Raw genomic sequence first — 25,208 nt, forward strand, 5'->3', positions numbered from 1 at the left:
GCCTATCGCAGTCGCTGCTCTCGCGTGCAGGGGTGAGGCGATACGGTCGAAGGGGGACAGTGCGTAACTCCGCCGGTGGAACGTGACGGGACGGTACCGTCGAGCGGAGGTGAACGCCCGCGCTTCCACGTCGGGCACGCGGCTGGTCGCCCCGCTGAATGCTGCGACACGCGAGAGCCACGTCGGTCGCAGTGCACGCTTTTTGTTTCGGTCTTCGGCGACCGCAGTCCGTGTCGATTCGTGTTCAGCACGCAGGCCGTCTCATACTGGTGCGTTCGCCGTTCGAGGGGCGGCCGACGACGTCGGTCCGCCGCCCCCGGCTACCTCATCCGGTGTTCCTCGACGACGTCCCAGTCGAGTTCGATCCCGAGGCCGGGGTCGTCCGGTACCTCGATGTATCCGTCCTGAATGAGTGGTTCGTCACGGACGACGAGGTCGTCCCACCACGGCACGTCGCGGGCGTGAAACTCGAGCGCGAGGAAGTTCGGCACTGTCGCGCCGACGTGGACGCCGGCCATCGTCGCGACGGGGCTCCCGATGTTGTGAGGACACGTCGTCAGGTAGTAACTGTCGGCGAGTTCGGCGATCTTCTTCGTCTCCGCGATGCCACCGGTCTTGGGTACGTCGGGCGCGACGAAGGAGACGGCCTCCTTCTCGACGAGGTCACGAAAGCCGTGGCGGCCGTAGCGGTTCTCGCCCGTGAGCAACGGTTGGTCGACGCTCCGATTGAGGGTCGCCAGCGCGTCGACGTTCTCCGGCGGCAGGGGGTCTTCGATCCACGCGAGGTCATACGGCTCGAGGGCCGCACACAGTTTCTCGGTCGCCTCGACGCTGAAGTTCCAGTGAAGGTCGACCGCGACCTCGGCGTCGTCACCGACCTCGTCGGTCACCGCCTCGACTAGTCCACGCTTGTGTTCGATCTCTCGACGGTCGAAGTGGCGTGCGAGCGTGTCGATCTCCCGACCCGATGGGACGTCGAGGTCGAACTTGACGATCTCGTAGCCGTCGTCGACCGCTGCTCGCGCCGCTCGTGCATAGGCCGCTGCCTCGTAGGTCTCGTCGGGCTGACCCTCCAGTGCCGCCTCGACCATCCCATCGCCGGCGTGACAGTCGGCGTACATCCGGACTGCCTCACGGGTCTTGCCGCCCAGGAGCTGGTACACCGGTTGGTCGAGGATCTTGCCGGTGGCGTCCCAGAGCGCGAGTTCGATGCCGCTGATCGCGATGGTTCCGATTCCCTCCTGGGACCCTCTCCCGGAGAGGCTCTCGCGCATGAGGTGATAGAGCCGCTCGACGTCGAGGGGGTTCTCGCCGACGAGAACGGGTCGAAAGTAGTCGGTGATCACCTCGTGGACGCCCGGTGACGGGTACGATTCGCCGATTCCGGTCACTCCGACGTCCGTCTCGAGGCGAACGAGCGTCCACGGGAAGTTCCCGTCGACGACGACCGTCGATAGGTCGGTGATTTCGGGCGTCTCAGTCGAGCGTTCGGGCGTTTCACCGAACTCGGGCCAGATGCTCGAGGCTAACCGCGCCGCGAAGTCCGAGTACATGTTATCGTCTCTCTCTTTCCCGAGCCGTTACATCAAACTATGGACCGGGACCGGCCGCTCGAAACCGTCGGCTCGTGGGCTCGTCAGCCGTCGGGCAGTACCTTGTCGGGATTGAGGATGCCGTTCGGATCGAGTGTCTCCTTGACGGAACGCATGAGGTCGACTGCCGGGCCGTGTTCTTCACACATGAACTTCCGCTTCCCGATACCGACGCCGTGTTCCCCGGTCGCGCTGCCGCCCAGCGCGATGGCCTTCCTGACGACCCGCTCGTTGAGCTCGTGGGCGCGCTCGACCATCGCCTCGTCGTCGGGGTCGACCAGCGGCGTGAAGTGGAGGTTCCCATCGCCGGCGTGTCCGACACAGGAGGTCAGCAAGTCGAGGTCGTCGCTGGCCTGCGAGACCTCCTCGACGATCTCCGGGTACCGCGAGATCGGAACGACGACGTCGCCGACCAGCGCGACCTCCCAGTCTCCCCGGTACGCGTTCGTCGCGTGGTACTTGTCGCGTCGTGCCTGCCAGACGTCGTCCACGTTCTCCTCGGCGGCCGCCTCCCACGAACGCATTCCGTGATCCTCACAGATCGCTTTCGCGAACGCGAGGTCCTCTTCGATCCCGCTGTTGTTCGCGTGCAACTCGATGAGGAGCGTCGGTCGCTCCTCGAAGGAGACGTCGTCGTGGTAGGCGTTGATCATCTTCATCGCCGTCGCATCGATGAACTCGATTGCTCCGGGGACCAACGCAGAGCCGATGGCGTCCGCGACGGCCCGGGAGGCGTCGACCCGTGACGGGAACGTCACCAGCGCCGCCCGGCGGTACTCGGGGATGCCAACCAGCCCGAGCGTTACCTCTGTGACGACGCCGAGCGTCCCTTCACTGCCGACGAAGATATCCTTGAGACTGTAGCCGGCCGACGTCTTGACCACGTTCCTGCCGCAATCGACGATCCGCCCGTCGGCAGTGACCACCTCGAGTCGACGGACGTGATCTCGCGTCTCGCCGTAGCGGACCGCGTTGAAACCGCTCGCGTTGGTCGCGACCATTCCCCCGATAGTCGCCACGTCCCCGCTCGAAATCCCCGGGGCGAACCGCAATCCCTTCGCGGCCAGCCGCTCGTTCAGGTCGTCGTAGACCACCCCCGCACCGACAGTCGCCTGAAGGTCGGCGGGTGAGACGTCGACGTGGCCGATGTCGGCCGTGCTGAGGACGATTCCGCCTGCAGTGGGTATCGCGTTGCCCTCGAGTCCAGAGCCGCCGGACCGTGGTGTGACGGGGATGCCCCGACCGTTAGCCCCCTCGAGCACGGCCGCGACCTCCTCGGTCGTGGCCGGCCAGACGACGGCGTCGGGGATTCGACCCTCGTGGGGACTCTCGTCGGTCGCGTACTGCTCGCGAACGCTCTCCGCGTGCGCCACTCGGCCATCCACGATGACGTCGTCGAGAAACGCGCAGTCGTACTCCCGTAGCATGACACAGTGTGGTGTGCGTGTCAATATAAACCTCACCGGCCCGACCTCTCGACAGGGTGGCTCCTCGACGGCGGCTCCGAACCGATAGCGGACACAGTACGCGTGCGCCGGCTCTCTCGCCTGCGAGTACCATTATATATCTGGCGTCTCACGTTGGGTTCATGTATCGAATCGTTATCCCGGTTGACGACGACGAGACACGTGCAACGGCCGCAGCGAGGTTCGTGACCGCACTCGGTGACGAGTCGGGCTTGGACGCGGACCTCGGTGACGTCTCGGTGTCGATCGTCAACGTGTTCAAGGAGTTTCAAGCGATCGACGACGGTGGTAACGTTCGGTCGAAAGACCTCTACGACGAGACGGAGTTCCCGGAGTCGGCCGTCGTCGTCCGTGACCGTCTCGAGGAGGCCGGTGTCGCGGCCGAACTCGTACGCCGTCACGGTGACCCTGCGGACGAGATCGTCGACTACGCCGAGTCCATCGACGCCGACGTCGTCGTCGTCTCCGGCCGGGATCGGTCGCCGGTCGGAAAGGCCGTGTTCGGAAGCGTCACGCAGGACGTTATCCTCAAATCCCAACGACCGGTGACGATCGTCTGAGAGTGGCGGTGGCTCCGCCCCAGCGGTCGCGGCGAGGTCGGTCGCTCAGTGAACCACTCGCCGAGGGTCTGGTCGATATCGCTCCTGTTGTCGACGCGACCGGGGGAACGTAGCTGCGCCCCCCACCCCCGTAATCCGTTCATCGCTGTCGGTCTCCCGGTAAAAATTCGCCAGGGGACGTCAGAATCCGATCGCGGTGCCGTCCTTCCGTGGGTCGGTCCCCCCCGAGAGGATCCCATCGGTATTGCGAGCGATCTGCCCACCACCGAAGTGCGGCGGCGGCATGACGCGGACGTCGTGGCCCCGGCGTGCGAGTTTCGAGAGCAACGCGCCGTCGAAGCGCCCCTCGACCGCGAGTCGACCGTCTACCTGGTACCGCCAGCGCGGGTAGTCGAGCGCCGCCTGGATCGACATCCCATCGTCGATGACGTTCATCAACACCTGTAGATGGCCCTGAGGTTGCATGTATCCGCCCATAACGCCGAAGGCGGCCCAGTCGTCTTCGCCGAGACGGGCGATACCGGGTATGAGCGTGTGAAACGGTCGCTTTCCACGGCCGTACCGGTTTGGATGGTCGGGGTCGAGCGAGAACGAACTGCCGCGGTTCTGGAGCGCGATGCCGGTGTCGCCGGCGACGACGCCGCTACCGAAGTCCTTGAACCGGGAGTTGATGTACGAAACGACGTTCCCGTCCTCGTCGGCGACAGTCAACAGGACCGTATCGGCTCCTTCGGCACGGTCGTTCGGGAACCCGACGTCGACGTCGTCCGTCGCGTCCGGACCGACCTCGGACGCACGGTCGGCCGCGTACGATTTCGACGCGAGCGCCGGTGCGCCCGCGAACTCGGGGTCGGTGACGTGATAGATACCGTCGGTCAGCGCGCGCTTGGTCGCCTCGGCCGCTAGGTGGAGCCGTTCGGGCGAGTCTGCTCGATGTTCGCCCGCGCCGAGCGCCTCTGCGATGTTGAGCGCCTCGAGCGCGACGAGACCCTGGTTGTTCGGCGGGAGTTCGTAGATCGTGGCGCCGTTGTACGTCGTGCTGATCGGCTCGACGAACTCCGCGTCGAACGACGCGAGGTCCTCGTGGGAGAGGAAGCCACCCTGCGACTGGATCTCCTCGACGATGGCGTCCCCGACGTCGCCCTCGTAGACGACGTCCGCGCCCTCGTCGGCGATGCGCTGCATCGTCTCGCCGAGTTTAGACAGCCGAACGCGCTCGCCGACGGCCGGCGCGCGGCCGTCCGTGAGGTACGCTGCCCGCGCGTTCTCGCCCCGAAGGACGTCCGTGGCTTCGGCCCACTGGGCGGCGATGATCTCCGAGACGGGAAACCCCTCCGTCGCGTATCGGATCGCCGGTTCGAGCGCTCGTTCGAGGCTCAGTTCCCCCAGTTCCTCGATCGTTCGTTCCCACCCACGAGCGGTTCCGGGAACGGTTACCGTGAGGGGACCGTACTCTGGCATACGTGCGTCCTTGGGTTCGACGTCGCTCTGCTGGGCGACGCGGTGTCGGACGTCGTCGAGCGTCGCCGTCGTGGGTGCGCCGCCACAGCTCCGAAGTGCCCCGACGTCGCCGTCGGCCGTTCTGTAGAGAGCGAAGACATCGCCGCCCAGTCCGGTCGACGTGGGTTCGACGACGTTCAGTACCGCTGCGGTGGTGACCGCCGCGTCGAACGCGTTGCCGCCATCGCGAAGCACTTCCAGGCCCGCTTCCGCGGCCAGTGGCTGACTCGTCGCGACGACACCGCGAGTCGCGTACACCGTCGATCGGCGCGAGGTAAACTGGTCCAGATCCGGTTGCCCTTGCATACGTATCGATTATCGGAACGTCACTAAAGCGTTCGTACCCCGACCACGAACTGCCGACCGGACCGGTTTACTGTAGCACGTATGTACTGTCGAGAGACGCGGTCGGCTCCGGTGTCGTCATCGGTTCGTACCCGCCATACCTACGGGAGGCTGGTCTGTCGGTTCAGTTCGTCGCTCATGGCGGTCGGAGACGCGCCCGGCGGACGAAGCGCTACACGTCGATCGAGTACGGCGGACGTGACAGTACTACGACGAACGGAGTAAGAACAGGTAATGCAACGTTCGGTCGTCATACATATCGCTCGCGGAGGTGTCTGCGATATGTACGGGGTTTCGGGCCACATGTGAACACTATCGAACGTCCGACGGGTCCTGCAAAAATTATAAATACCGGTGTCCGTATCATGAATAACGATGTTTGATAGCGAAGGGCAAACACGGAGGGACGTACTGAAGGGTGCCGCTGGTGTCGGGATGTTCTCGCTCGCTGGATGTCTTGGTGGCGGCGGCAATGGAGGCGGTGGCAACGGGAGCGGCGGCAATGGGAGTGGCGGGGGCGGAGGCGGAGGCGGTGGCAGTGGTCCGGTCCAGATGACGGTCGGTTCCTCGTCCTCGGGGTCGTCGACGTACGGGAACTCACAGGCGATTCAGCGGGTCGTCAGTCAACAGTCCGATTACCTCAGTTTCATCACCCAGGACGCGGGTGGTGACCCACAGTCGATTCGATTGTATGCAGACGGGGAGATCAACTCGTACTCCGCGGGGAACTACATCATGAATCAGGCGCTCACCGACACGGGGCCGTTCGAGGACGATTCGGTGTCCGAGTTCCCCCAGCTCGGGTTCGGTCACCTCTCGCTGAACCTGTACTGGATGGCTCTGGAGGACAGCGACATCCAGACGACTGACGACCTCCCCGGACGTGACGTGTACTGTCTCCCCGCCAGTTGGGGGTTGCGCGCGATGACCGAGGAGATGTACCAGGGCGCCGGCCTCTGGGAGGGTCTCTCGGAGAACGTGGTCAACGTCGAAACCTCACAGGCCGCGAGTGCGCTCGCCGAGGGACGCGCCGAGGCGTTCATCGTGTACACCTCGAACTTCACGCAACTCCCCTCCTGGGCGACGGAGATCGATTCACGCGTCGACGTGAGGCCCATCGAGATGACCGACGAGTACGTGCAGGCGGCGGAGGACTTCGCCGGCGCGGGTTACGCGGAGATCGACGAGTACGGCGGCTGGGAGCAGGACGTCGAGAGCGACTTCACGAAACACACCTGGACCGAAACGTATCCCTACTACTTCAGTCCGGAGCTTTCGGCCGACGCCGTCTACGACCTGATGGAGGTCTGCCACAACAACTACGAATCGATGCAGGAGGCGAACCCGACGATTTTGGATTGGTCTGACCCGGAGAACTTCACGTTCGCACTCGTCCACACCGACGAGATCCCCATCCATCCGGGAGCGGCCGACTGGTACGAGGAGAACGACGTCTGGGACGACAGCTGGACACGCGGTGACGAGTAAGCGCGGTCAGATCAGCCACCAATCTCTGGACAATGGTATATTCCACAGCAAACAAAAGCAGACTAGATATCGCCAACGACATCGTCACTGGATTAGCTATCCTGACCTGGTTCTGGATCCTGTACTACGCGTTCACACAAGGAATCCAGCGGATTCTGTTCACCGTCACGTTTCTCGGGTCGATCATGCTCGTCTACCTCGGAAACGAGCTCATCGAGGCGTACGAAGACGGGGACAGACTGAACTTGGTCGGTCTGGCCCTCTCGACGATCGTCACCGCCGTAACGACGGGATACATGATCGTGTTCTACCGGCCGCTGTTGCGTGTTCGCGTTGGTACGGCGTTGCCTCGTGAGTACGTGATCGCCGCTGCGTTCCTGCTGGTGATCCTGTACCTGTCGTACCGTGCCTACGGAGCGACGTTCCTGGCAGTGATCGTCGGCGTGATGCTGTACGGGCTCTACGGCAACCTCGCGCCGGGAATCCTGCGCCACGCGGGGTTCAGCTTCAATCGGATGTTGAACATCATGGTCCTCGACTTCCAGGGCGTCTACGGCTCCATATCGAGGATTATCGCAACCTGGGTCGCACTGTTCCTGTTGTACGCAGGGTTGATGCGCGGCTTCGGCGCGTTCGATCTCATCATGCGGATCGGCCTCCGGTCGGCGAAATACCTCCGGTCGGGCGTCGCCCTCTCGGCTGTGACCTCGAGTATCATCATCGGTTCGATCACCGGGAGTCAGGCGGCCAACACGGCGATCACCGGTTCGTTCACGATTCCACTGATGAAAGAGACGGGGATGAAGGGGGAGACGGCGGGGGGCATCGAGTCCGTCGCCTCGACGGGCGGCCAGATCATGCCGCCGATCATGGGTGCGGCAGCGTTCGTCATGGCCTCGCTACTCGGTATTACGTACCTCGAAGTCATCGTCGCCGGCATCATCCCGGCGATGATCTTCTATGGCGCCGTCACGATAGCCGTTCATTACAAGGGTATCGGACAGATCCAGGGAGGTACGGACAAGATCGACGTCGAGAGCCAGTTCGACGAACGCATGTCGCAAAAGGAGTTCACGCTCCAGTGCCTCCGGTTCGGGATCCCGTTCGCAGTCCTCGTCTACATACTGGGCGTCCTCCAGTATACGGTCCTCACAGCCGCTCTGTACACGATCATCGTGATGTTCGTCACGGGGTTCGGCTTCCCCTTGATACGGACGGCGGTGGAACGTGGAGACCTCCAAGCCGAGTTCGTCGGGTTGCTCGGCGACGCCGCGAATGGATTCCGGGAGGGTGCGATGATCCTCGCACCGATCGCCATCATCATCGCCGCGATCAACGGTGTTGTCGACGTGTTCACCGCGTCCGGTATTCCGGGGATCCTCTCGCTCGCGTTGCTCGACCTCTCCGGCGGGGTCATGCTCACAGCCGTCGTCCTCGCGATGATCATCTCGATCGTCCTGGGGATGGGCATGCCCACCGTCGCGGCGTACGTCATCGTGGCGGCACTCATCGCGCCAGCGCTGGTCCAGCAGTTCCTGGTCCCCGACCTCGCCGCGCACTTCTTCGTGCTGTACGCCGCGATCCTCTCGGGGCTGACTCCCCCAATCGCGATCGCAGTCGTCGTCGCGACGGGAATCGCCGACAGCGGCTTCTGGCGAACGGCTTACGAGGCGCTGAAGATCTCCGCCCCGATCTACGTTCTGCCGTTCGCGTTCATCTACAACCCCGAACTCGTCGTCGGGGGCTTCGGACTCGAGACGTTCCTCTCCGGTGTTATCGCCCTGTTGGGGGCACTGGGGATCTCCCACGGGCTCAACTACTACGGGAGGTTCTTCCACGGGAGTCCCGTCGTCGAGTACCCCGTCAGGGGCGTCTTCTTCGTGCTCGGGCTGCTCGCCATGGTCTACCCCGGCGAGATGGTCCGTGTGGGCTGTATCGTGGCCATCCTCGGACTGATGGCGGTCCAGCTCCAGAGACCGATTCGCGAGCGACTCAGCCGTGAGTCCGCGACCGACTCGGTCAGAACCGCCAAAGACTAATCCCTGTGTGAACCGTTCGACGCCTGTCTGTCTCGGGCGGCTATCACTCCTCGAGCAGTCGTGCGACGAAAAACGGATACGGCTCGAGCCAGCCGCGGTCGTAGTCGGCGTCGTACTCGACGGCCTCGAGTCCGACTCGGGCCCCGATCTCCAGGCCCGCGTACGACTCGTCGAACGGCGCGAGAAGCTTCGGCCCGTCGTCGAGGTCGACGATGCCAAGGACGATCTCGTCGTCGAACGCCGGGGCCGTGGCGTGTGTTCGCGTAAACGAGAACACGGTACCGTGCCCCGTCGTCTCCAACCAGTCCACATCGGTCGAGTGACACAGCGGACAGATCGGACCCGGCGGGAAGAATCGCTCCTCACACTGGTCGCAGGCGTGCACCAGAAACCGATCGTTTCGGAGGGCCTCCCAGAACGGCCGCGTATACGGCTCCACGGTCAGACCCCTCTCTCGAAGACGGTCGCAGTGACGCCATTTAGGTGTCCGTGCTCTGCGGTCGCGAGAGCACGTTCCGCGTCGGGTACCTGGTTCGATGCCGTGCCGCGAAGTTGCTCGACTGCCCCGACGTAGTTGAGTAGCGGCGTCACCATCGGGGGATGTCCCCGTCCGAGACAACCCCCGGATGGACTTATCGGGATCTCACCGTCGGGTGCCGTCCGTCCCTCGAGGCAGGCCTCGACGCCTTCCCCGCGGTCGACGAGACCGAGTTCTTCCGTGACGATCGCTTCGATGTGCGGGAACGGAGCGTACGGTTCGAAGAGATCGATCTCGGCGAGTTCGATTTCGGCACGGGCGACCGCTCCGGCCGCCGCGTGCCTGACGGCGGGCAGTTCCGTGACGTCGGTGTCTCGACTCATGAGGAAGTGACTCGGTGCGTGGTGGTAGCCGGTACCCGTGACGGCTATCGACGACTCTTCGTCGGCGGCGGCTGCCGTAAGGAGTATCGCAACCGCACCGTCGCAAGGAGCCGGACAGTCGAACAGACGGATCGGGTCGGCGATCGGTCGTGCCTCGAGTACCTCCGTCCGACTCACGCCCTCGGCAAAGAGCGAGTTTGGGTTCGAAGCGCCGTTCGCGCGATTCTTCACGACGATTTCGGCGAGATCCTCGCGATCGACGTCGTACTCGTAGATGTACCGTTGCATGCTCTGGGCATAGGCGGCCGGCACGGTCATTCCGATCGGAGATTCGAACTCGGCATCGAACGACTTCAGGATGTACTCGAAGTACGGTCCCGTTGTCTCGACGATCGAGTTTCGCTCGACCGCCAACACGAGCGCCGTCTCGACGGTTCCGTCGCGAACGTCAGAAACGGCCGCGTGAAACGCGTTCCCACCGCTTGAGCCTCCTGTCGAGACCTCGAGGGATCGATTCACGTCGAGCCCGAGTAGGTGCAACAGATACGTCGAAAAGAATCCCTGAGGCGTCCACGGTCGCGGAGCGGGCATGTACAGCCCGTCGACGGCGTCGAGTTCCAGAGATGTGCCTTCGAGAGCGTCTCGAACCGTGGTCAGTGCGAGATCGCGCTCGGGTATCTCGTACGTTCCGTTCGGTACGGCTCCGAACCCCGCAACGACGGGGGTGATATCTGTAGACATGCTATATGGCATCATTCGGGAGACGACCGTATACGTTTGCATCGACTGGCCCCCGGCCGACCGACTGCTCCATCGTCGTACTGTCCAGCCGAACGAAGTCGAACGACGGTGGATACCGCGGCGAACGCAGGACGAGTTTCCAGACGTCAATTCCGAATACGGCCGACTCACGGTGGGGAGACGTCGCTACTCGCGAATCTAGCGACTCGATACTGGCTCGTCGCCGTTCTGGCGACCGAAATAGTGCAGTCGTACCCTCCGTTAGAAGCCCGATAGCCGTCGATGCAGGTCGAGTGCGGCGACCACGTCCGGTGGCTCGTCTCGGGCTGCAAAGACCATCGCATCCGCGATCGTTCCCGGGTCGGTCACCCCGTGGGAGTCGAACCGCTCCCCGGAGACTGTGTCCGGTACTCGTTCCCGAATTCCGTCCGGTCCTCGGACGGGTCGATCACGTGACGCCGTCCTTTTCAGACCCAACCGACCCCGCGAGACCGTGCGCGAAGCCTCGAGTCCACCGCTCCGTCGCCGCATCCACCGCGCGCTCGTCTAACTCCGTCGCGGACCTCGTCGGTAGCAGTTCGAGGGGTCAGACGTTCGAACCTCGCAGTCCGGCGTAACGTAACAGGAAGACAGGATGTGAGGACGTTTCGAGTAGTGTCACAATCCATAGAACACCGACAGGATGTCTATCGGTATTATTAGTCAAAAGGCCACTGAATCACCCAATATTCGTTAGGTAGTACAGGCCAGTCCATATAGACTGTCGATTCGAACCCCAAATCTGGAATTTGCTGGCCGAACGTCTGGTACCGTCGCGGACTATCGTAGTAGTGGACAACAAATACAAGTCACTGGCGGATACTCAGCCGACTGTCCCCCCTCGAGTCGTGAAACAGGCCGACTCGTATCTTCGGCGTCCGAAACCACGTCTCGATCGGACTTCGCCCGATGTCGTCGAGCCGGCCGGCCGAGCCTAATCGAGTACATGCAGTCCGATTGCCGAAGATATCTGCCAGAAGCACTGTGTTCGAACAGTCGTGTTTCTCGATTACTTCGTGGGGGAATACACCCTCTGAATCGATTCCATGTCACTCGAATCCGGCGACTCCAGAATCAACGTCGTGACGAGGCAAATTGTGTCTCGTACCCAAGATTGCCTCGGCGTCGATCTCGACAGTGGTCCCGTCGGCAGCGACTCGATGTACCATCGGTAAATTACGTGAAACGAGCGTTTCTCGCCGAGTGTCCGGAGAACCGCCGTTGTTTCTCGAAGCGAACGTCCCGCCGCGCGAGGGCGGACGGCGAACGCACCGACGGGTGTCGACCTCTACAGGTTCACCCACTATTCCTCAGGGTCCACGTCTGAGCCTCGCTGAGCAGGTCTGGGAGCGACACGGTGAGTTCACTCGACGACGTGCTCGTTCCTCGACCCGGCTCAACTAGCCCGTGCCACGTACCCGGTGGTGCTACACCACCTCAAATAACACATATAGTGTTGTTATCGGTTCCCCGTCAGTGACCCCGCTCCACCGCCGTATTCGGGCTTCGTCAAACCGAGTAGCGGGCGCTCGAATTCGCCTCTGGACACTACTGTCGTCAAGCGGTTGAGAAGCGAGCAGGTAGTGAGTGGCGTCGCTCGGGTCGCCGCGAAACGTACTCGGCCGTAGGTTCACAGCGATGTGTTCCACCGTGTCCGGAACCACCGACCAGCACGTCCCCGACCAGCGTGCGAAGCGTGTAGGTGCTCATCACGTCGACAGACGCGTACGCCGACGACACCGTCGTCAGGTACGCCGGTTCCTCGGCATCGAACCTGCGAAGCCAGTGCGGCGAAGTTGTGGTCAGTCTCGGCACCCTCGATCAGTTCCGGCACACGTGAACCGATCGTCGAATCGGAGCACGGTGCTACAGTTGTCGTCCACACACCGCCGTGTCGGGTTCTACTTCGTGGCTATCGACGTCTCGAGTTCGTCGACGGCGTCCTGGAGCAGGTCGGCGAGTTCCTCGTCGGGGGGGAGCCGATACGGTGGGCCGGAGACGTCCAGAGACCCGAATACGCCACCATCCGGGTCGTCGACCGGGACGGCCACCGAACGGAGTCCTTCCAGCGCCTCCTGGTCGTTGACAGCGTACCCACGCTCTCGCGTCCGCGCGAGCTCGGCACGGAGTTCGTCCCGGTCGACGATGGTGTTGTCCGTCTCCCGTGGCAGGCTCCATCGGTCGAGGACCGCTTCGCGCCGGTCCTCGGCGAACTCGGCGAGCATCGCCTTGCCGCTCGCCGAGTTGTGCATGTAGAAGTAGCGGCCGACCTGATACCCTTCGCTCGCGGGGTTGTTGGTCTCGTCGAAGAGGATGATGCTGCGTCCGTTCTCCTCGACGGCGAAGTTGACCTCCTCGTTCGTCACGTTCGCGAGTTCGAACGCCTTCTCTTTCGCTAACCGGTATCGGTCGTCGCGGTAGCGAGCGATCTCCCCAAGGTGGAAAAGCTTGAGGCCGAGGAGGTATTCGTCGCCGGCCTTCGTGACGTACCCGAACCTCTCCAGGGTGTTGAGGTGCGTGTAAAGCGTACTCGAGGAGAGGTCCATGTGGTCGGCGATCTCCGAGAGCGTCGCACTGCCGAGGTCCTCGATAGCGTCGACGATGCGTAGCGACATCGCCGTGGTCTTTCGCCACTCGCCACCGTTTACGCGTTCCATACCTACGTCTCCCCGGCGAACCCCTTAAGTCTGCGTCCACTCGACGAAATCCCCAGCATGGGGAGAACGATTGCGGAGGAATCGATACAAATACAGATGTATTGGCGAGGTATCCCCGAGAATGGTCGGAGAATGAAAATATCGTGTCGGGCGACCCCGTCTGTCACCTGATCGGAGAGCCCGGTCGGGTCACGCTGCCCGGCCGAGCGGCGAGTTCTTCCCCACATCTCGAATCGTGTCGCGTGTGGCGGACTCGAAAGCGCTGTCCCGGCCACCAGTATCTATAAATCGCAGCGAGCGGATAGCACGACCATCGGTACTTCCAGATCGGGACATCGACCGGCCCCGATCGGACGGTACCTGTTCCCTCAGGAGAACTATGTCCATCGAATTCGAGGCCATCCAGCGAGCGCAGGACCGCATCGACGACGAATCGGTTGCGAGAGAAACGCCGATAGAGACGAGCCGGACGCTGGACACCGACACCGACGCCCGGGTGTTCCTCAAGATGGAACACCTCCAGCGAACGGGCTCGTTCAAGACCAGGGGAGCCTACAACAAACTCGTCCGGGTCGAAGAAGACGGCCGACCGACGGTCGAGCGGGCGGTTGCCGCCAGCGCTGGCAACCACGCCCAGGGCGTCGCGCTCGCCGCCGCGAAAACCGGCCTCGACGCCACTATCGTCATGCCGACGAACGCGCCACAGTCGAAGGTCGACGCGACGCGCGGGTACGGCGCCGACGTCGAACTCCACGGCCAGCACTTCCAGGCGGCAATGGACCACGCCCGGTCACTGGTCGACGACGACGCCGTCTTCGTCCACGCGTACGACGACCCCGACATCGTCGCCGGCCAGGGAACGCTCGGCCTCGAGATTCTCGACCAGGTCCCGGACGTCGACACGGTCGTCGTACCGATCGGCGGCGGCGGACTCGTCGGCGGCGTCTCGAAAGCCCTCGCGGAACGAGCGCCGTCCGTGCGCGTCGTCGGCGTCCAGGCCGACGACGCGGCGACCGTCCCGCAGAGTCTCCAGAAGGGTGCCCCCCAGACGATCGACTCGGTCCAGACGATCGCCGACGGAATCGCGACGGGCGGCATCTCGGAACTCACGTACGACCTCATCGACCAGTACGTCGACGAGGTAGTGACGGTCTCGGACACGGAGATCGCACACAGCATCCGCTATCTCCTCGAACGAACCAAACAGATGGTCGAAGGCGCGGGCGCCGCGACCGTCGCAGCGCTGTTGAGCGACAAGGTCGACGTCACCGACGAGACGGTGGTCCCGGTGCTCAGCGGGGGGAACCTCAGCGCGACGATGCTCCAGCGGACGCTCACACACGAACTCACCTACCGGCAGCAACTCGTGCAGCTCCGAGTCCGAATCGTCGACGAACCGGGGAGGATGGGGGACATTTCGAGCATCATCGCCGACGAGAACGCCAACATCCGAACCGTCAATCACGAGCGTGCCGTCGAAGAACTGAAAGTCGGCGAAGCGTACCTCGACATCCGAATGGAGACCAGCGGCGACCGACACACCCACCGCATCGTCGGAGCGATCGAAAGTGCGGGCTACGACGTCACCCGCCTCAACTGACGTGCGACGCGTCGCTCGCGGACGGACCAGAGAGTTCGCGTCGCTACCCAGTGTGAACGCGACTCGGCCGGGATTGCCCCCCACGAAAAGCTATATACCGTTCCAGAGGAGTATCCAAAGCGTGTCGACCAGAAAGCCACCTCTCTACGAGAAGCATTTGCAGTCCGGTGCCGACTTCACCGACTTCGGCGGCTGGGACATGCCGGTCTCGTTCGACTCGATCCGGACCGAGCACGCGGCGGTCCGCGACTCGGTCGGGATTTTCGACGTCAGCCACATGGGCGAAGTCACGGTCGGCGGACCGGACGCCGCAGAACTGATGAACCGACTCACGACCAACGACGTGACCGAACTGGACCCGGGTGACGCCCAGTACGCCTGTATCCTCTCCGAGGACGGGACGCTCATCGACGATACCGTCGTCTACTTCCAGCCCGACGGCGAAGAGTACCTCTTCGTTCCCAACGCCGGGAACGACGAGGCGATGGCCGACCGCTGGACCGACCACGCGGGGGCGCACGACCTCGAGGCGACCGTCACGAACCGAACCGGAGAACTCGGGATGGCAGCCGTCCAGGGTCCGGACGCGGTCGAAACCGTCCAGACGGCCGCGACCGGCTCCCTCGAGGACGTGTCCCGGTTCAGCGCGCGCGACACGACGATCAACGGCGCCGACTGCCTCGCCGCCCGAACCGGTTACACCGGTGAGGACGGCTTCGAGTTGCTCTTCGACGCCGACGACTCCGAAGCGGTCTGGGAAGCGTTCGCCGACGTCCAGCCCTGCGGGCTCGGTGCGCGTGACACGCTCAGACTGGACGCTGGACTGCTGTTGTCCGGGCAGGACTTCCACCCCGAGGACGAACCGCGGACGCCCTACGAGGCGCGGCTGGGTTTCGTGGTCGACGATTCGAAGCCGTTCTTTGTCGGTCAGGCGGCGCTTCAGGATGCCGCCGACCCGGAGGAGCTACTCGTCGGTCTGGAACTGGACGAGCGCGCCGTTCCCCGTCACGGATATCCGATTCTGCACGACGGCGAACAGCTCGGCCACGTGACCAGCGGGACGATGAGCCCGACGCTCGAGGTTCCGATCGCCCTCGGCTACGTGGACGCCGCGTACGCCGACGAGGGGACCTCACTGGCCGTCGAAATACGCGACCGGGCGGCGGCAGCGACGGTCGTCAGCCACCGGTTCCTCCAGGAGTACCGCGATTGAACGACCAGCGACCCACGATACCCACCGATGACATTTGACGCACCCGACGGACTGTACTACACCGAATCGCACGAGTGGATCGACCCGGACGGCAACACGGCGAGAATCGGCATCACCGACTTCGCACAGGACGAACTCGGCGACATCGTCTTCGTAGAACTGCCAGCGACCGACACCGAACTCGACGCAGGCGACGAACTCGCGGTCATCGAGAGTATCAAGGCCGTATCCGACGTCTACACGCCGGTTGCCGGGGTCGTCGTCGCCGGCAACGAGGCGGTCGGAGCCGAGCCCGAACTCGTCAACGACGACCCGTACGGCGACGGCTGGCTGATCGAAGTGGAGGTCGACGAGGATCTCGACACGGACTCGCTCCTGTCGGCCGCCGAGTACCGCGACCAGATCGAGTAACCGCCCGAGAGACCAACAATGTCACAGCAAATCCAGAACACGGGAAGCGAGCGTCGGTCCGAAGGCAGCCCGTACGCACCACACACGGCCGCGGACGTCGAAGCGATGCTCGACGCCATCGGCGCCGAATCCGTCGACGACCTGTTCGACGTTCCGCCATCCGTTCGGTTCGACGGCTCGTTCGGGATCGAGGCGTCGTCGGAGCAGGCGGTCGTCCGTGACGTCTCGGACACGCTCGCACAGAACGAACAGCTCACCGAGTTTCTCGGACGGGGCCGGTACAATCACTACGTGCCCTCCGCCGTCGACGACCTCTCGTCGCGTTCGGAGTTCCTCACCTCCTACACGCAGTACCAGCCCGAGGTCGCGCAGGGCTTCCTGCAGGCGCTGTTCGAGTACCAGTCGATGCTCGTCGAACTCACCGGCCTCGAGGTCGCGAACTGCTCGATGTACGACGCGGCGACGGCGCTGGGAGAGGCGGCACTGCTCGCCGCTCGTGTCCGCTCGACGAGCGGTTCGCAGGTGCTGGTCTCGGACCTCGTTCGCGAGGAGCGGCTGTCGGTCCTCGAGAACTACCTCATCGGGAACGACATGACGGTTGCGACGTACCCGGCGGAGGACGGAATCACCGAGCAGGCGACCCTCGCCGACCACGTCACCGACGAGACGGTGATGGTGTACGCCGAGAACCCCACGGCTATCGGTACCATCCAGGAGGACCTCGCGGCGGTCGGCGACATCGCCGACGAGCACGACGCGCTGTTCTGTCTGGGGACAGACCCGGTCGCGCTCGCGCTGCTCGAAGAGCCGGCCGCCGTCGGCGCGGACGTCGTCGTCGGGGACGCGAGCGTCCTGGGACTGTCGCCGGCCTACGGACTGGGGCTCGGACTGTTCGCGACTCGGGAGGACTACCTGCGACAGGTTCCGGGTCGGCTGGTCGGCGCCAGCGAGGACACGGACGACAGGCGCGCGTACACGTTGACGCTGCAGACCCGAGAACAACACATCCGAAGGGAGCGCGCGACGTCGAACATCTGCACGAACCAGGCGTGGGTCGCGTTGCGGACCGCGATGCACGTCGCCTGGCTCGGCGCGACCGGGCTGGTCGGTCTGGCCGAGGAGTGCGTCCAACTCCCGCGCGAACTGGCCGCCGAGGTCGACGACATCGAAGGTGTCACTGCACCGGTCTACGACCGTCACCACTTCCGCGAGTTCCTGATGGAGACGCACCGGGACGCCGAGCAGGTCGCCGACGACCTCGAGGCCGAGGGGTTCGCGGTGCACGCCGTCGACGAACACCGCATACAGGTCTGTGTCACCGACGCGAACCGTCACGAGCGCAGCGAGTTCGTGGACGCCGTCGAGGAGGTGGTCGCCTGATGCAGCGCTACGAACAGGCCGTCTGGAGCGAGACGGACGGTCCCCGGTACGAGCCCTTGCTCGCGGAGAAGAACGAACGGACAGTCGGCGTCCAGGAGCGGTCGTCGCTGCCCGACGACGTGACGCGAGACTCCGTGACGCTTCCGGAACTCTCGGAGCCCGAGCTCGCGCGCCACTACACGCGGCTCTCCCAGATGAACTACGGCGTCGAGAACGGACCGTTCCCGCTGGGGTCGTGTACGATGAAGTACAACCCGAAGTTCACCGAGGACCTCGCCGCACTTCCCGACGCGGCTGTGCATCCGGACCGGTCGGCCGGGAGCACGCAGGGCACGCTCGCGGTGTACGCGAAGCTGCAGGACTACCTGGGCCGGATCGGCGGGATGGACGCGGTCACGCTCCAGCCCCCGGCGGGCGCCGCCGGCGAGTTCACGGGCATCCTCGTCGCCAGGGCGTACCACGAGCACAACGGCGAGGGGGACCGCAGCGAAGTGATCGTGCCCGCGAGCGCCCACGGGACGAACTTCGCGAGCGCGGTGATGGCGGGGTACGAGGTGGTCGAACTCTCGCCGGGCGACGACGGACGGGTCGACCTCGACGCGCTGGAGGCCGCCGTCGGTGAGGACACGGCGGCGCTGATGCTCACGAACCCGAACACGCTCGGGCTGTTCGAGCGCGACATCGAGCAGATCGCCGAGCTCGTTCACGACGCCGGCGGCCTGCTCTACTACGACGGCGCGAACCTCAACGCCCTGCTGGGGCAGGCCCGGCCTGGCGACATGGGCTTCGACGTCATGCACTTCAACCTCCACAAGACGTTCGCGACACCCCACGGCGGTGGCGGGCCAGGTGCCGGACCGATCGGCGTCACCGAGGAGTTAGCCGACTTCCTCCCCGCACCGCAGGTCCGGGACGACGGCGGCGAGTACGAGCTGTACGAGCCGGCACACTCCGTCGGGAAGGTTCACGGCGCGATGGGGAACTGGCTCGTCCTGCTGAAAGCCTACGCGTACATCGAACGGCTCGGCGACCACGGGCTGGCGGACACGAGCTCGAAAGCGGTGCTGAACGCGAACTACCTCGAGTCACAGGTCGACCTGGACGTTCCGTTCGGTCCGTTTCACCACGAGTTCGTCGCCAGCGCCGGCGACCAGGACGCCGCCGACTTCGCGAAGCGGATGCTTGACTACGGCGTCCATCCGCCCACGACGAAGTGGCCGGAGATCGTCTCCGAGGCGCTCATGACTGAACCGACAGAACTGGAGAGCAAGGATACCCTCGACCAGCTCGCTGAAGCGTTCAACGCGGTGGCCGACGAGGACGAGCAGTCGCTGTCGACAGCGCCGGAATCGACGGCAGCCAGTCGTATCGACCAGACGAATGCTGCCCGGAATCCGCGGCTGTCCTGGCACGACCTCGAGTGACGCGGCAGGCCGGGCGACCGGTCGTGACCGGGGCAGTGCCCGACGCAGCCCGCCGGTAGTACCGCGGCTATTCTGACTAGCGAGGCCGCGACGGGGAAGAATTAACACGCGGCGGCCGAGAGTGTTTCGGGAGGACAGCACACCCATGCTAGAGACAGATGTACTCGTCATCGGTGGCGGTCCCGCGGGCTACGTGGCGGCCATCCGCGCGGGACAGCTCGGCAGAACGGTCACGCTCGTCGATCGGAGCGGCGTCGGCGGGACGTGTCTGAATCACGGCTGCATCCCCTCGAAGGCGCTCATCGACGCGGCCGACGACGTTCACTCGATTCGGAACGGAAGGGACCGCGGCATCGAGGCGGACGTCGAAGTGGACTTCGAGGGGCTCGTGGACTGGAAGGATCGCGTCGTGCGCCGGCTCACGAAGGGGGTCGAGAAGCTCTGTCAGGCCAACGGCGTGACGCTGCGCGAGGGGACGGCGCGGTTCGTCGGCGACCACCGCGCGGAAATCCGGACGGACGGAAGCGGCGACTCGGAGACGGTCGCGTTCGACCGCGCGATCGTCGCCACGGGGAGTAGGCCGATCGAACTTCCGGGGTTCTCGTTCGACGACGAGCCGATTCTGGACGCGAAGGCGGCCCTGAATCTCGATGAGGTCCCCGACGAACTGGTAGTCGTCGGCGCAGGCTACATCGGGATGGAGCTGTCGACGATGTTCGCCAAGCTCGGAACGGACGTGGTCGTCGTCGAGCTGCTGGACGAACCGCTGCCGCGGTACGCGGACGACGTGACTCAGCCGGTGGCGAAGCGCGCGGCGGCGCTCGGGCTGTCGTTCCGGTTCGGTCGCGTCGCGTCGAACTGGGAGCGAGTCGACGACGGACAGATACGGATCACGACCGAGCCAGCCGAGGACGGAACGGACGAGGACACGGTCGAATCGATCACAGCCGACGAGGTACTGGTGGCAGTCGGCCGCGATCCGGTCTCCGATACGGCCGGCCTCGAGAAGCTCGGCGTCGAGTGCGACGAGAACGGATTCGTCGAGACGGACGAATTCGGTCGGACGAACGTCGACCACGTCTTCGCCGTCGGTGACGTGGCGGGCGAACCGATGCTCGCCCACGAAGGCAGCGCCGCGGGTGTCGTCGCGGCCGAGGCGATCGCGGACGCGGACCCCGACCCGGTCGGCGCAGTCCCGAGTGTCGTGTTCACCGACCCCGAGATCGGGGCCGTCGGGCTGACCGAAGCCGAGGCGCGCGACCGGGGGTACGAACCGACGACCGGTGAGTTCCCGTTCCGCGCGAGCGGCCGCGCGCTGGCGGCCGACGAACGGACCGGGTCTGTGAAGCTCGTCGCGGATGCCGAGTCGGGGGCGATTCTCGGCGGGCGGATCGTCGGTCCGGAGGCGTCCGAGTTGACCGCCGAAATCGGCCTGGCGGTCGAACAGGAACTGACGCTCTCGGACGTCGCGTCGACCGTCCACGCGCATCCCACACTCTCCGAAGCGATCGTGGAAGCGGCCGACTGCGCGCTCGGCCACCCGATTCACACCTTCGCCCGATAACCGCCGCCACCGAGCCACGCCAGCGACGACGAAATGGAGTGTACCAGGGCCGCAATGCAGCAAAACGGCTGTCCGGCGGGCGACTGTTCCACCAACCGTCGCACCCACGTGGTCTCGTTCCGTGGAGGTAGACGTGAGCCCGGAATTCCGTCGCGAGCAGTCCCGTTACCGGCTGGGATCCGACACCGCCGAATCACGCGGCTGCGATTAGTTGACAAAGGATTTTTACGCGAACGGGTGGAAGCGATCACGTATGTTACCGGAGGGTAGACTATCGGCAACGGACCCAGACGTGCACGCTGCGATCCACGGAGAAGAGCGACGGCAGGAGCAGAACCTGGAGATGATCGCGTCGGAGAACCACGTCTCGGAGGCCGTCCTCGAGGCGCAGGGGTCGGTGCTGACCAACAAGTACGCCGAGGGGTATCCGGGAGCGCGATACTACGGTGGCTGCGAACACGTCGATACCGTCGAGCGGTAGCGGTCGACCGGGCGAAAGAGCTCTTCGGTGCCGAGCACGCGAACGTCCAGCCGCACAGCGGGACACAGGCCAACATGGCGGTCTACTTCGCGACGCTGGACCCCGGCGACAGGATCCTCTCGCTCGACCTCACGCACGGCGGGCACCTCTCCCACGGCCATCACGTCAACTTCTCCGGGCAATACTACGAAGTCGAACAGTACGGCGTCGACCCGGAAACCGGATACATCGATTACGATGAACTCGCCGCGCACGCCGAGGAATTCGACCCCGACCTCGTCGTCAGCGGGTCGTCGGCGTACCCCCGGGAGTTCGACTACGAGCGCATCGGCGACGTCGCCGACGCCGTCGACGCGTACCACGTGGCGGACATCGCTCACGTCACGGGACTCATCGCTGGGGGTGTCCACACCAACCCGGTCGGGGACGCCGACTTCGTGACGGCGAGCACACACAAGACGATCCGTGCCGGACGCGGGGGGGTGATCCTCACGACGGACGAGCACGCCGATGCGATCGACAAAGCGATCTTCCCCGGTGCGCAGGGCGGTCCGTTGATGCACAACGTCGCCGGCAAGGCCGCCGGGTTCGGGGAAGCACTCACCGACGAGTTCGACGAGTACGCCGAACAGGTCGTCGCGAACGCGAAAGCCCTCGGCGACGTGTTCACCGACCGGGGCGTGTCACTCGTCAGCGGTGGCACCGACAAACACCTCCTCCTCGTCGACCTGCGCGAGTCCTATCCGGACACGACCGGGAAAGACGCCGAGGAGCGACTCGAGAGCGTCGGGATCACGGTCAACAAGAACACCGTTCCGGGCGAGTCGCGGTCGCCGTTCGTCACCAGCGGCATCCGCGTCGGGACGCCTGCGCTGACCACGCGCGGGTTCACCGAGTCGGAGATGGAGACGGTCGGCGAGTACATCGTCGACCTCCTCGACAATCCGGACGACGACGAGCTGGCCGCGGAGGTCTCGGCTGCCGTGGACAGGCTCTGTGCCGAGCACCCGATCTATGAGTAGTCGTCAGTGGGCCGCCGAACGCCAATGAGCCGAGCACGTAAGCCCGACTGGCTGAAGATGCGGCCGCCGTCCGGCGAACGCTTTACCGACATCAAGCAGTCGCTGCGCGAGCGAGACCTCCACACGGTCTGTGAGGAGGCGAACTGTCCGAACATGGGCGAGTGCTGGTCGGGCCGTAGCGGGCCGGGGACGGCGACGTTCATGCTGATGGGCGACCGGTGTTCGCGGGGCTGCAACTTCTGTGACGTGGAGACCGGCGGCATGGAACCGCTGGATCCCGATGAGCCGACGAACGTCGCAGACGCCGTCGCCGACATCGGCCTCGAGTACGTCGTCCTCACCTCCGTCGACCGCGACGACCTCGACGGCCAGGGCGCCGACCACTTCGCTCGAACCGTTCGCGCGATCAAAGACCGGGACTCCTCGATCCGCGTCGAGTGCTTGATTCCCGACTTTCAGGGGGATTCAACCCTGGTGCGGGGGATTATCGACGCGGGGCCGGACGTGATCGCGCACAACGTCGAGACCGTCGCGCGCCGCCAGTTCCCGGTGCGGGACCGCCGTGCGGGCTACGACCTGTCGCTGTCCGTACTCGACCAGGTGGACCGTGAGTCCGACATCTACACGAAAACCAGCCTCATGCTGGGCGTCGGGGAGTACGACCACGAGGTCTACCAGGCACTATCGGACCTCCGTGAGGTCGGAGTCGATATCGTGACGCTCGGCCAGTATCTCCAACCGTCGCGCAGCCACCTGGCCGTCACCGAGTACGTCCACCCCCAGAAGTTCGAGACGTGGCGCCGCGTCGCCGAGGACGAGTTCGACTTCCGGTACTGCGCGTCCGGCCCGATGGTGCGGTCGTCATACAAAGCCGGCGAACTGTTCGTCGACGCTGTACTCGACGGTGAATCCGTCGAACAGGCACGCGAACGAGCGCGAGCCGAGTCGTGACCGGACCGATGAACCGAACGCGAGAGCGGACACCGGGCCACACGGACCGAAACACCAGAGGTCGGGACCGTCGAGAGTTCCGTGTTTCGAGACGCGTCCATCGCCCTGTTACCGGAACTGGTAGCACGATACTCCACGTAGACGCCACCCCCGAATCGACCGGCCGATACTCGACGCCGAACGCAGCCTCGTGGCCGCTTCGTTGCTGCCGAGGGGGGCCTTCGACGGGTGTTGAACGGCGTGGCGGACGGTATTCGACGAACAACGACGGGTCGGACTGCGGTCGCGGCCGACTATCGTAACCGGTAGTTATATACGTTTATTTTATATAATAGACGAATGCTATGGTATGGAACGGCCTGGTGTCAGTAGCACCAGCGTACATGGACATCGCCAACAGTCGGTGGTTGTGGCTGTCGACGGTGCCGGTCGTGATGGTCGTCCTGTTGCAGGCCGCCATCTTCCTCCGTCGCGCGTGGAAAGACGGGAAAGAGATGGGATTGTCGGACGAGAAACTGAAAACAGGGTTCAAGACGGGCGTAATCTCGGCGATCGGGCCGTCGATCGCGGTGTTAGCTGGAATGCTGGCGTTGATCGCGACGATCGGTGGTCCGGTTGCCTGGATGCGGCTCACGGTGATCGGGTCGATAGCGTTCGAACTCCCGGCCGCCGAGTTAGGTCTCAGCCAGTTCGGATACAGCCTGGGGGACGAGGGAATCTCTGAAACAGCGTACGCGACGGCAGTCTGGGCGATGACGCTCGGCGGGACTGGCTGGCTGCTCGTCTCGGCGTTCGGAACGCGGCACATGGAGATCGTCAGAACGAAGATCAGCAACGGCAACGAGAAACTCATCCCGGTTATCAGCGCTGCAGCGATGCTCGGAGCGTTTGCGTACTTCCTGAGCGGGGAAGTCACGGCCGGGACACCGGAGACTGGCGCCGTCGCCGTCGGTGGGCTCGCGATGCTCGCACTGTTGCACGTCGCCGACGAGCGAGACGTTCAGTGGGTCAGAGAGTGGGCGCTCGGTGTGGCGATGCTCGTTGGACTGCTGGCTGCTGTGGCGATCGAAGTAACCGTGGGGAGCTGGTGGTAGAATGGCGAGAAGTCAGGGCAAACAAGTCACCGAGTCTCGGGCAGCAGACAGCCGTGACGTGTATCAGGACAGCTTCGTTCCGTACGTCAACAAGTGGGGACGGAGAACGAACCTGCTCGCAGTTGCACTCTCACTGGGGCCGGCAGTGGCGCTGCTGGTCGTCTTCGATATCTTGCCGCCGACTGCGGCGATCGTCGGAGCGTTCGCCTCGGTCGCGGTCACGTTCGGCTGGGCCTGGTTCATCGAGCCGCTGTCGTATTACCCCGTGCTGGGTATCCCCGGGACGTACATGGCGTTCCTGTCCGGGAACATCTCGAACCTGCGCTTACCCTGTGCCGCAGCGGCACAGGAGGCGTCGGACGTCGAGACGGGGACACCGCAAGCGAGTATCATCTCGACAGTGGCCATCGCTGCTTCGATCTTCGTCAACACGGCGATGCTGGGTATCGGGGCCGTCACGCTCGTGTCCGCGTTCCAGGCACTTCCCGAACTGTGGCAGAACGCGCTCGAATCGTACCTGGTTCCGGCGGTCTTCGGTGCCATCTTCGCTCAGTTCGGGCGGGACTACCCGTCGGTTGCGGCGATCGGGTTCACGATCGCCCTGCTCATGACCGTGCTACTGGAGTTCGGATTCCTGGCCTTCCTCCCGAGCTATCCGCTGTACGCGGTGATCGTCGTCTCCGTCTTCGGTACGACGCTCATCGCTCGCTGGATGTGGCATCACGACATGCTATCACCCCCCGACGAGGACAGCGAATAACGTACCTACTAGAACTACGA

18 protein-coding genes and 1 pseudogene are annotated in these 25,208 nt (G+C 64.4%); 13 read left to right on the top strand and 6 right to left on the bottom strand.

Translation table 11 applies throughout. The features are described from left to right. Positions 1 to 320: 320 nt before the first annotated feature. Positions 321 to 1,553: a mandelate racemase/muconate lactonizing enzyme family protein gene (locus P1Y20_RS15785; protein WP_304449665.1), complete on the bottom strand. Its 1,233-nt coding sequence runs from the start codon at positions 1,551 to 1,553 to the stop codon at positions 321 to 323. A gap of 83 nt (positions 1,554 to 1,636) precedes the next feature. Further along, positions 1,637 to 3,019, bottom strand: coding sequence for an FAD-binding oxidoreductase (locus tag P1Y20_RS15790; protein ID WP_304449666.1), 1,383 nt, complete (start codon positions 3,017 to 3,019; stop codon positions 1,637 to 1,639). 161 nt (positions 3,020 to 3,180) lie between these two features. On the opposite strand from P1Y20_RS15790, the gene P1Y20_RS15795 reads away from it, so the two are divergent. Further along, positions 3,181 to 3,618, top strand: a complete 438-nt coding sequence (locus tag P1Y20_RS15795) for a universal stress protein (protein ID WP_304449667.1) — start codon at positions 3,181 to 3,183, stop codon at positions 3,616 to 3,618. Positions 3,619 to 3,798: 180 nt separating this feature from the next. Here the strand turns inward: P1Y20_RS15795 and P1Y20_RS15800 are convergent, their stop codons facing one another. Further along, positions 3,799 to 5,424, bottom strand: coding sequence for a gamma-glutamyltransferase family protein (locus P1Y20_RS15800; RefSeq protein WP_304449668.1), 1,626 nt, complete (start codon positions 5,422 to 5,424; stop codon positions 3,799 to 3,801). 591 nt (positions 5,425 to 6,015) lie between these two features. Between P1Y20_RS15800 and P1Y20_RS15805 the strand changes: the two genes are divergently transcribed. Beyond that, positions 6,016 to 6,951 carry a TAXI family TRAP transporter solute-binding subunit gene (locus P1Y20_RS15805; protein WP_304449669.1) on the top strand — a complete coding sequence of 312 codons (936 nt, stop codon included), beginning with the start codon at positions 6,016 to 6,018 and terminating at the stop codon, positions 6,949 to 6,951. A gap of 32 nt (positions 6,952 to 6,983) precedes the next feature. Next, entirely contained in the window at positions 6,984 to 8,990 is a 2,007-nt protein-coding gene (locus P1Y20_RS15810) for a TRAP transporter permease (protein ID WP_304449670.1), read from the top strand. A gap of 43 nt (positions 8,991 to 9,033) precedes the next feature. Here P1Y20_RS15810 and P1Y20_RS15815 read toward each other — a convergent pair whose 3' ends face one another. The 3 genes from P1Y20_RS15815 to P1Y20_RS15825 form a co-directional block, all read right to left on the bottom strand. Beyond that, positions 9,034 to 9,429 (bottom strand): Zn-ribbon domain-containing OB-fold protein, encoded by a 396-nt coding sequence (locus tag P1Y20_RS15815; RefSeq protein WP_304449671.1) that lies wholly within the window; start codon positions 9,427 to 9,429, stop codon positions 9,034 to 9,036. A gap of 2 nt (positions 9,430 to 9,431) precedes the next feature. Then, positions 9,432 to 10,592, bottom strand: coding sequence for a thiolase family protein (locus P1Y20_RS15820; RefSeq protein WP_304449672.1), 1,161 nt, complete (start codon positions 10,590 to 10,592; stop codon positions 9,432 to 9,434). A gap of 1,940 nt (positions 10,593 to 12,532) precedes the next feature. Further along, complete coding sequence (locus P1Y20_RS15825; RefSeq protein WP_304449673.1) at positions 12,533 to 13,288, bottom strand: IclR family transcriptional regulator; 756 nt, start codon at positions 13,286 to 13,288, stop codon at positions 12,533 to 12,535. A 379-nt stretch (positions 13,289 to 13,667) separates the two neighbouring features. On the opposite strand from P1Y20_RS15825, the gene ilvA reads away from it, so the two are divergent. The 10 genes and pseudogenes from ilvA (at position 13,668) to P1Y20_RS15875 (ending at position 25,188) form a co-directional block, all read left to right on the top strand. Further along, complete coding sequence (ilvA, locus tag P1Y20_RS15830; protein ID WP_304449674.1) at positions 13,668 to 14,888, top strand: threonine ammonia-lyase; 1,221 nt, start codon at positions 13,668 to 13,670, stop codon at positions 14,886 to 14,888. A gap of 121 nt (positions 14,889 to 15,009) precedes the next feature. Next, on the top strand, positions 15,010 to 16,101 hold the full coding sequence (gene gcvT, locus P1Y20_RS15835; RefSeq protein WP_304449713.1) for a glycine cleavage system aminomethyltransferase GcvT: 1,092 nt from the start codon (positions 15,010 to 15,012) through the stop codon (positions 16,099 to 16,101). 27 nt (positions 16,102 to 16,128) lie between these two features. Further along, the gene (gene gcvH, locus P1Y20_RS15840; protein WP_304449675.1) at positions 16,129 to 16,512 is read left to right on the top strand and encodes a glycine cleavage system protein GcvH; all 384 of its coding nucleotides are present in this window, start codon (positions 16,129 to 16,131) and stop codon (positions 16,510 to 16,512) included. Positions 16,513 to 16,530: 18 nt separating this feature from the next. Then, complete coding sequence (gcvPA, locus tag P1Y20_RS15845; protein ID WP_304449676.1) at positions 16,531 to 17,892, top strand: aminomethyl-transferring glycine dehydrogenase subunit GcvPA; 1,362 nt, start codon at positions 16,531 to 16,533, stop codon at positions 17,890 to 17,892. After that, the gene (gcvPB, locus tag P1Y20_RS15850) at positions 17,892 to 19,316 is read left to right on the top strand and encodes an aminomethyl-transferring glycine dehydrogenase subunit GcvPB (RefSeq protein WP_304449677.1); all 1,425 of its coding nucleotides are present in this window, start codon (positions 17,892 to 17,894) and stop codon (positions 19,314 to 19,316) included. Before gcvPA ends, gcvPB begins: the two co-directional genes overlap by 1 nt. 145 nt (positions 19,317 to 19,461) lie before the next feature. Next, on the top strand, positions 19,462 to 20,880 hold the full coding sequence (gene lpdA, locus P1Y20_RS15855; protein ID WP_304449678.1) for a dihydrolipoyl dehydrogenase: 1,419 nt from the start codon (positions 19,462 to 19,464) through the stop codon (positions 20,878 to 20,880). Positions 20,881 to 21,133: 253 nt separating this feature from the next. Next, positions 21,134 to 22,383, top strand: a pseudogene (gene glyA, locus P1Y20_RS15860) (serine hydroxymethyltransferase). 24 nt (positions 22,384 to 22,407) lie between these two features. Continuing rightward, the gene (gene lipA, locus P1Y20_RS15865) at positions 22,408 to 23,334 is read left to right on the top strand and encodes a lipoyl synthase (protein ID WP_304449679.1); all 927 of its coding nucleotides are present in this window, start codon (positions 22,408 to 22,410) and stop codon (positions 23,332 to 23,334) included. 383 nt (positions 23,335 to 23,717) lie between these two features. Next, entirely contained in the window at positions 23,718 to 24,428 is a 711-nt protein-coding gene (locus P1Y20_RS15870; RefSeq protein WP_304449680.1) for a DUF5058 family protein, read from the top strand. Between the two features lies 1 nt (position 24,429). Further along, positions 24,430 to 25,188, top strand: a complete 759-nt coding sequence (locus P1Y20_RS15875; protein ID WP_304449681.1) for a hypothetical protein — start codon at positions 24,430 to 24,432, stop codon at positions 25,186 to 25,188. Positions 25,189 to 25,208 lie beyond the last annotated feature (20 nt).

This window comes from Halomarina ordinaria (assembly GCF_030553305.1).
Classification (GTDB): domain Archaea; phylum Halobacteriota; class Halobacteria; order Halobacteriales; family Haloarculaceae; genus Halomarina; species Halomarina ordinaria.

What these genes read in the sequence shown, in the direction of transcription:
- P1Y20_RS15785 (WP_304449665.1), bottom strand. Translation starts at nt 1,553, where the DNA reads ATGTACTCGGACTTCGCGGCGCGGTTAGCCTCGAGCATCTGGCCCGAG.
- P1Y20_RS15790 (WP_304449666.1), bottom strand. Translation starts at nt 3,019, where the DNA reads ATGCTACGGGAGTACGACTGCGCGTTTCTCGACGACGTCATCGTGGAT.
- P1Y20_RS15795 (WP_304449667.1), top strand. Translation starts at nt 3,181, where the DNA reads ATGTATCGAATCGTTATCCCGGTTGACGACGACGAGACACGTGCAACG.
- P1Y20_RS15800 (WP_304449668.1), bottom strand. Translation starts at nt 5,424, where the DNA reads ATGCAAGGGCAACCGGATCTGGACCAGTTTACCTCGCGCCGATCGACG.
- P1Y20_RS15805 (WP_304449669.1), top strand. Translation starts at nt 6,016, where the DNA reads ATGACGGTCGGTTCCTCGTCCTCGGGGTCGTCGACGTACGGGAACTCA.
- P1Y20_RS15810 (WP_304449670.1), top strand. Translation starts at nt 6,984, where the DNA reads ATGGTATATTCCACAGCAAACAAAAGCAGACTAGATATCGCCAACGAC.
- P1Y20_RS15820 (WP_304449672.1), bottom strand. Translation starts at nt 10,592, where the DNA reads ATGTCTACAGATATCACCCCCGTCGTTGCGGGGTTCGGAGCCGTACCG.
- P1Y20_RS15825 (WP_304449673.1), bottom strand. Translation starts at nt 13,288, where the DNA reads ATGGAACGCGTAAACGGTGGCGAGTGGCGAAAGACCACGGCGATGTCG.
- ilvA (WP_304449674.1), top strand. Translation starts at nt 13,668, where the DNA reads ATGTCCATCGAATTCGAGGCCATCCAGCGAGCGCAGGACCGCATCGAC.
- gcvH (WP_304449675.1), top strand. Translation starts at nt 16,129, where the DNA reads ATGACATTTGACGCACCCGACGGACTGTACTACACCGAATCGCACGAG.
- gcvPA (WP_304449676.1), top strand. Translation starts at nt 16,531, where the DNA reads ATGTCACAGCAAATCCAGAACACGGGAAGCGAGCGTCGGTCCGAAGGC.
- gcvPB (WP_304449677.1), top strand. Translation starts at nt 17,892, where the DNA reads ATGCAGCGCTACGAACAGGCCGTCTGGAGCGAGACGGACGGTCCCCGG.
- lpdA (WP_304449678.1), top strand. Translation starts at nt 19,462, where the DNA reads ATGCTAGAGACAGATGTACTCGTCATCGGTGGCGGTCCCGCGGGCTAC.
- lipA (WP_304449679.1), top strand. Translation starts at nt 22,408, where the DNA reads ATGAGCCGAGCACGTAAGCCCGACTGGCTGAAGATGCGGCCGCCGTCC.
- P1Y20_RS15870 (WP_304449680.1), top strand. Translation starts at nt 23,718, where the DNA reads ATGGACATCGCCAACAGTCGGTGGTTGTGGCTGTCGACGGTGCCGGTC.
- P1Y20_RS15875 (WP_304449681.1), top strand. Translation starts at nt 24,430, where the DNA reads ATGGCGAGAAGTCAGGGCAAACAAGTCACCGAGTCTCGGGCAGCAGAC.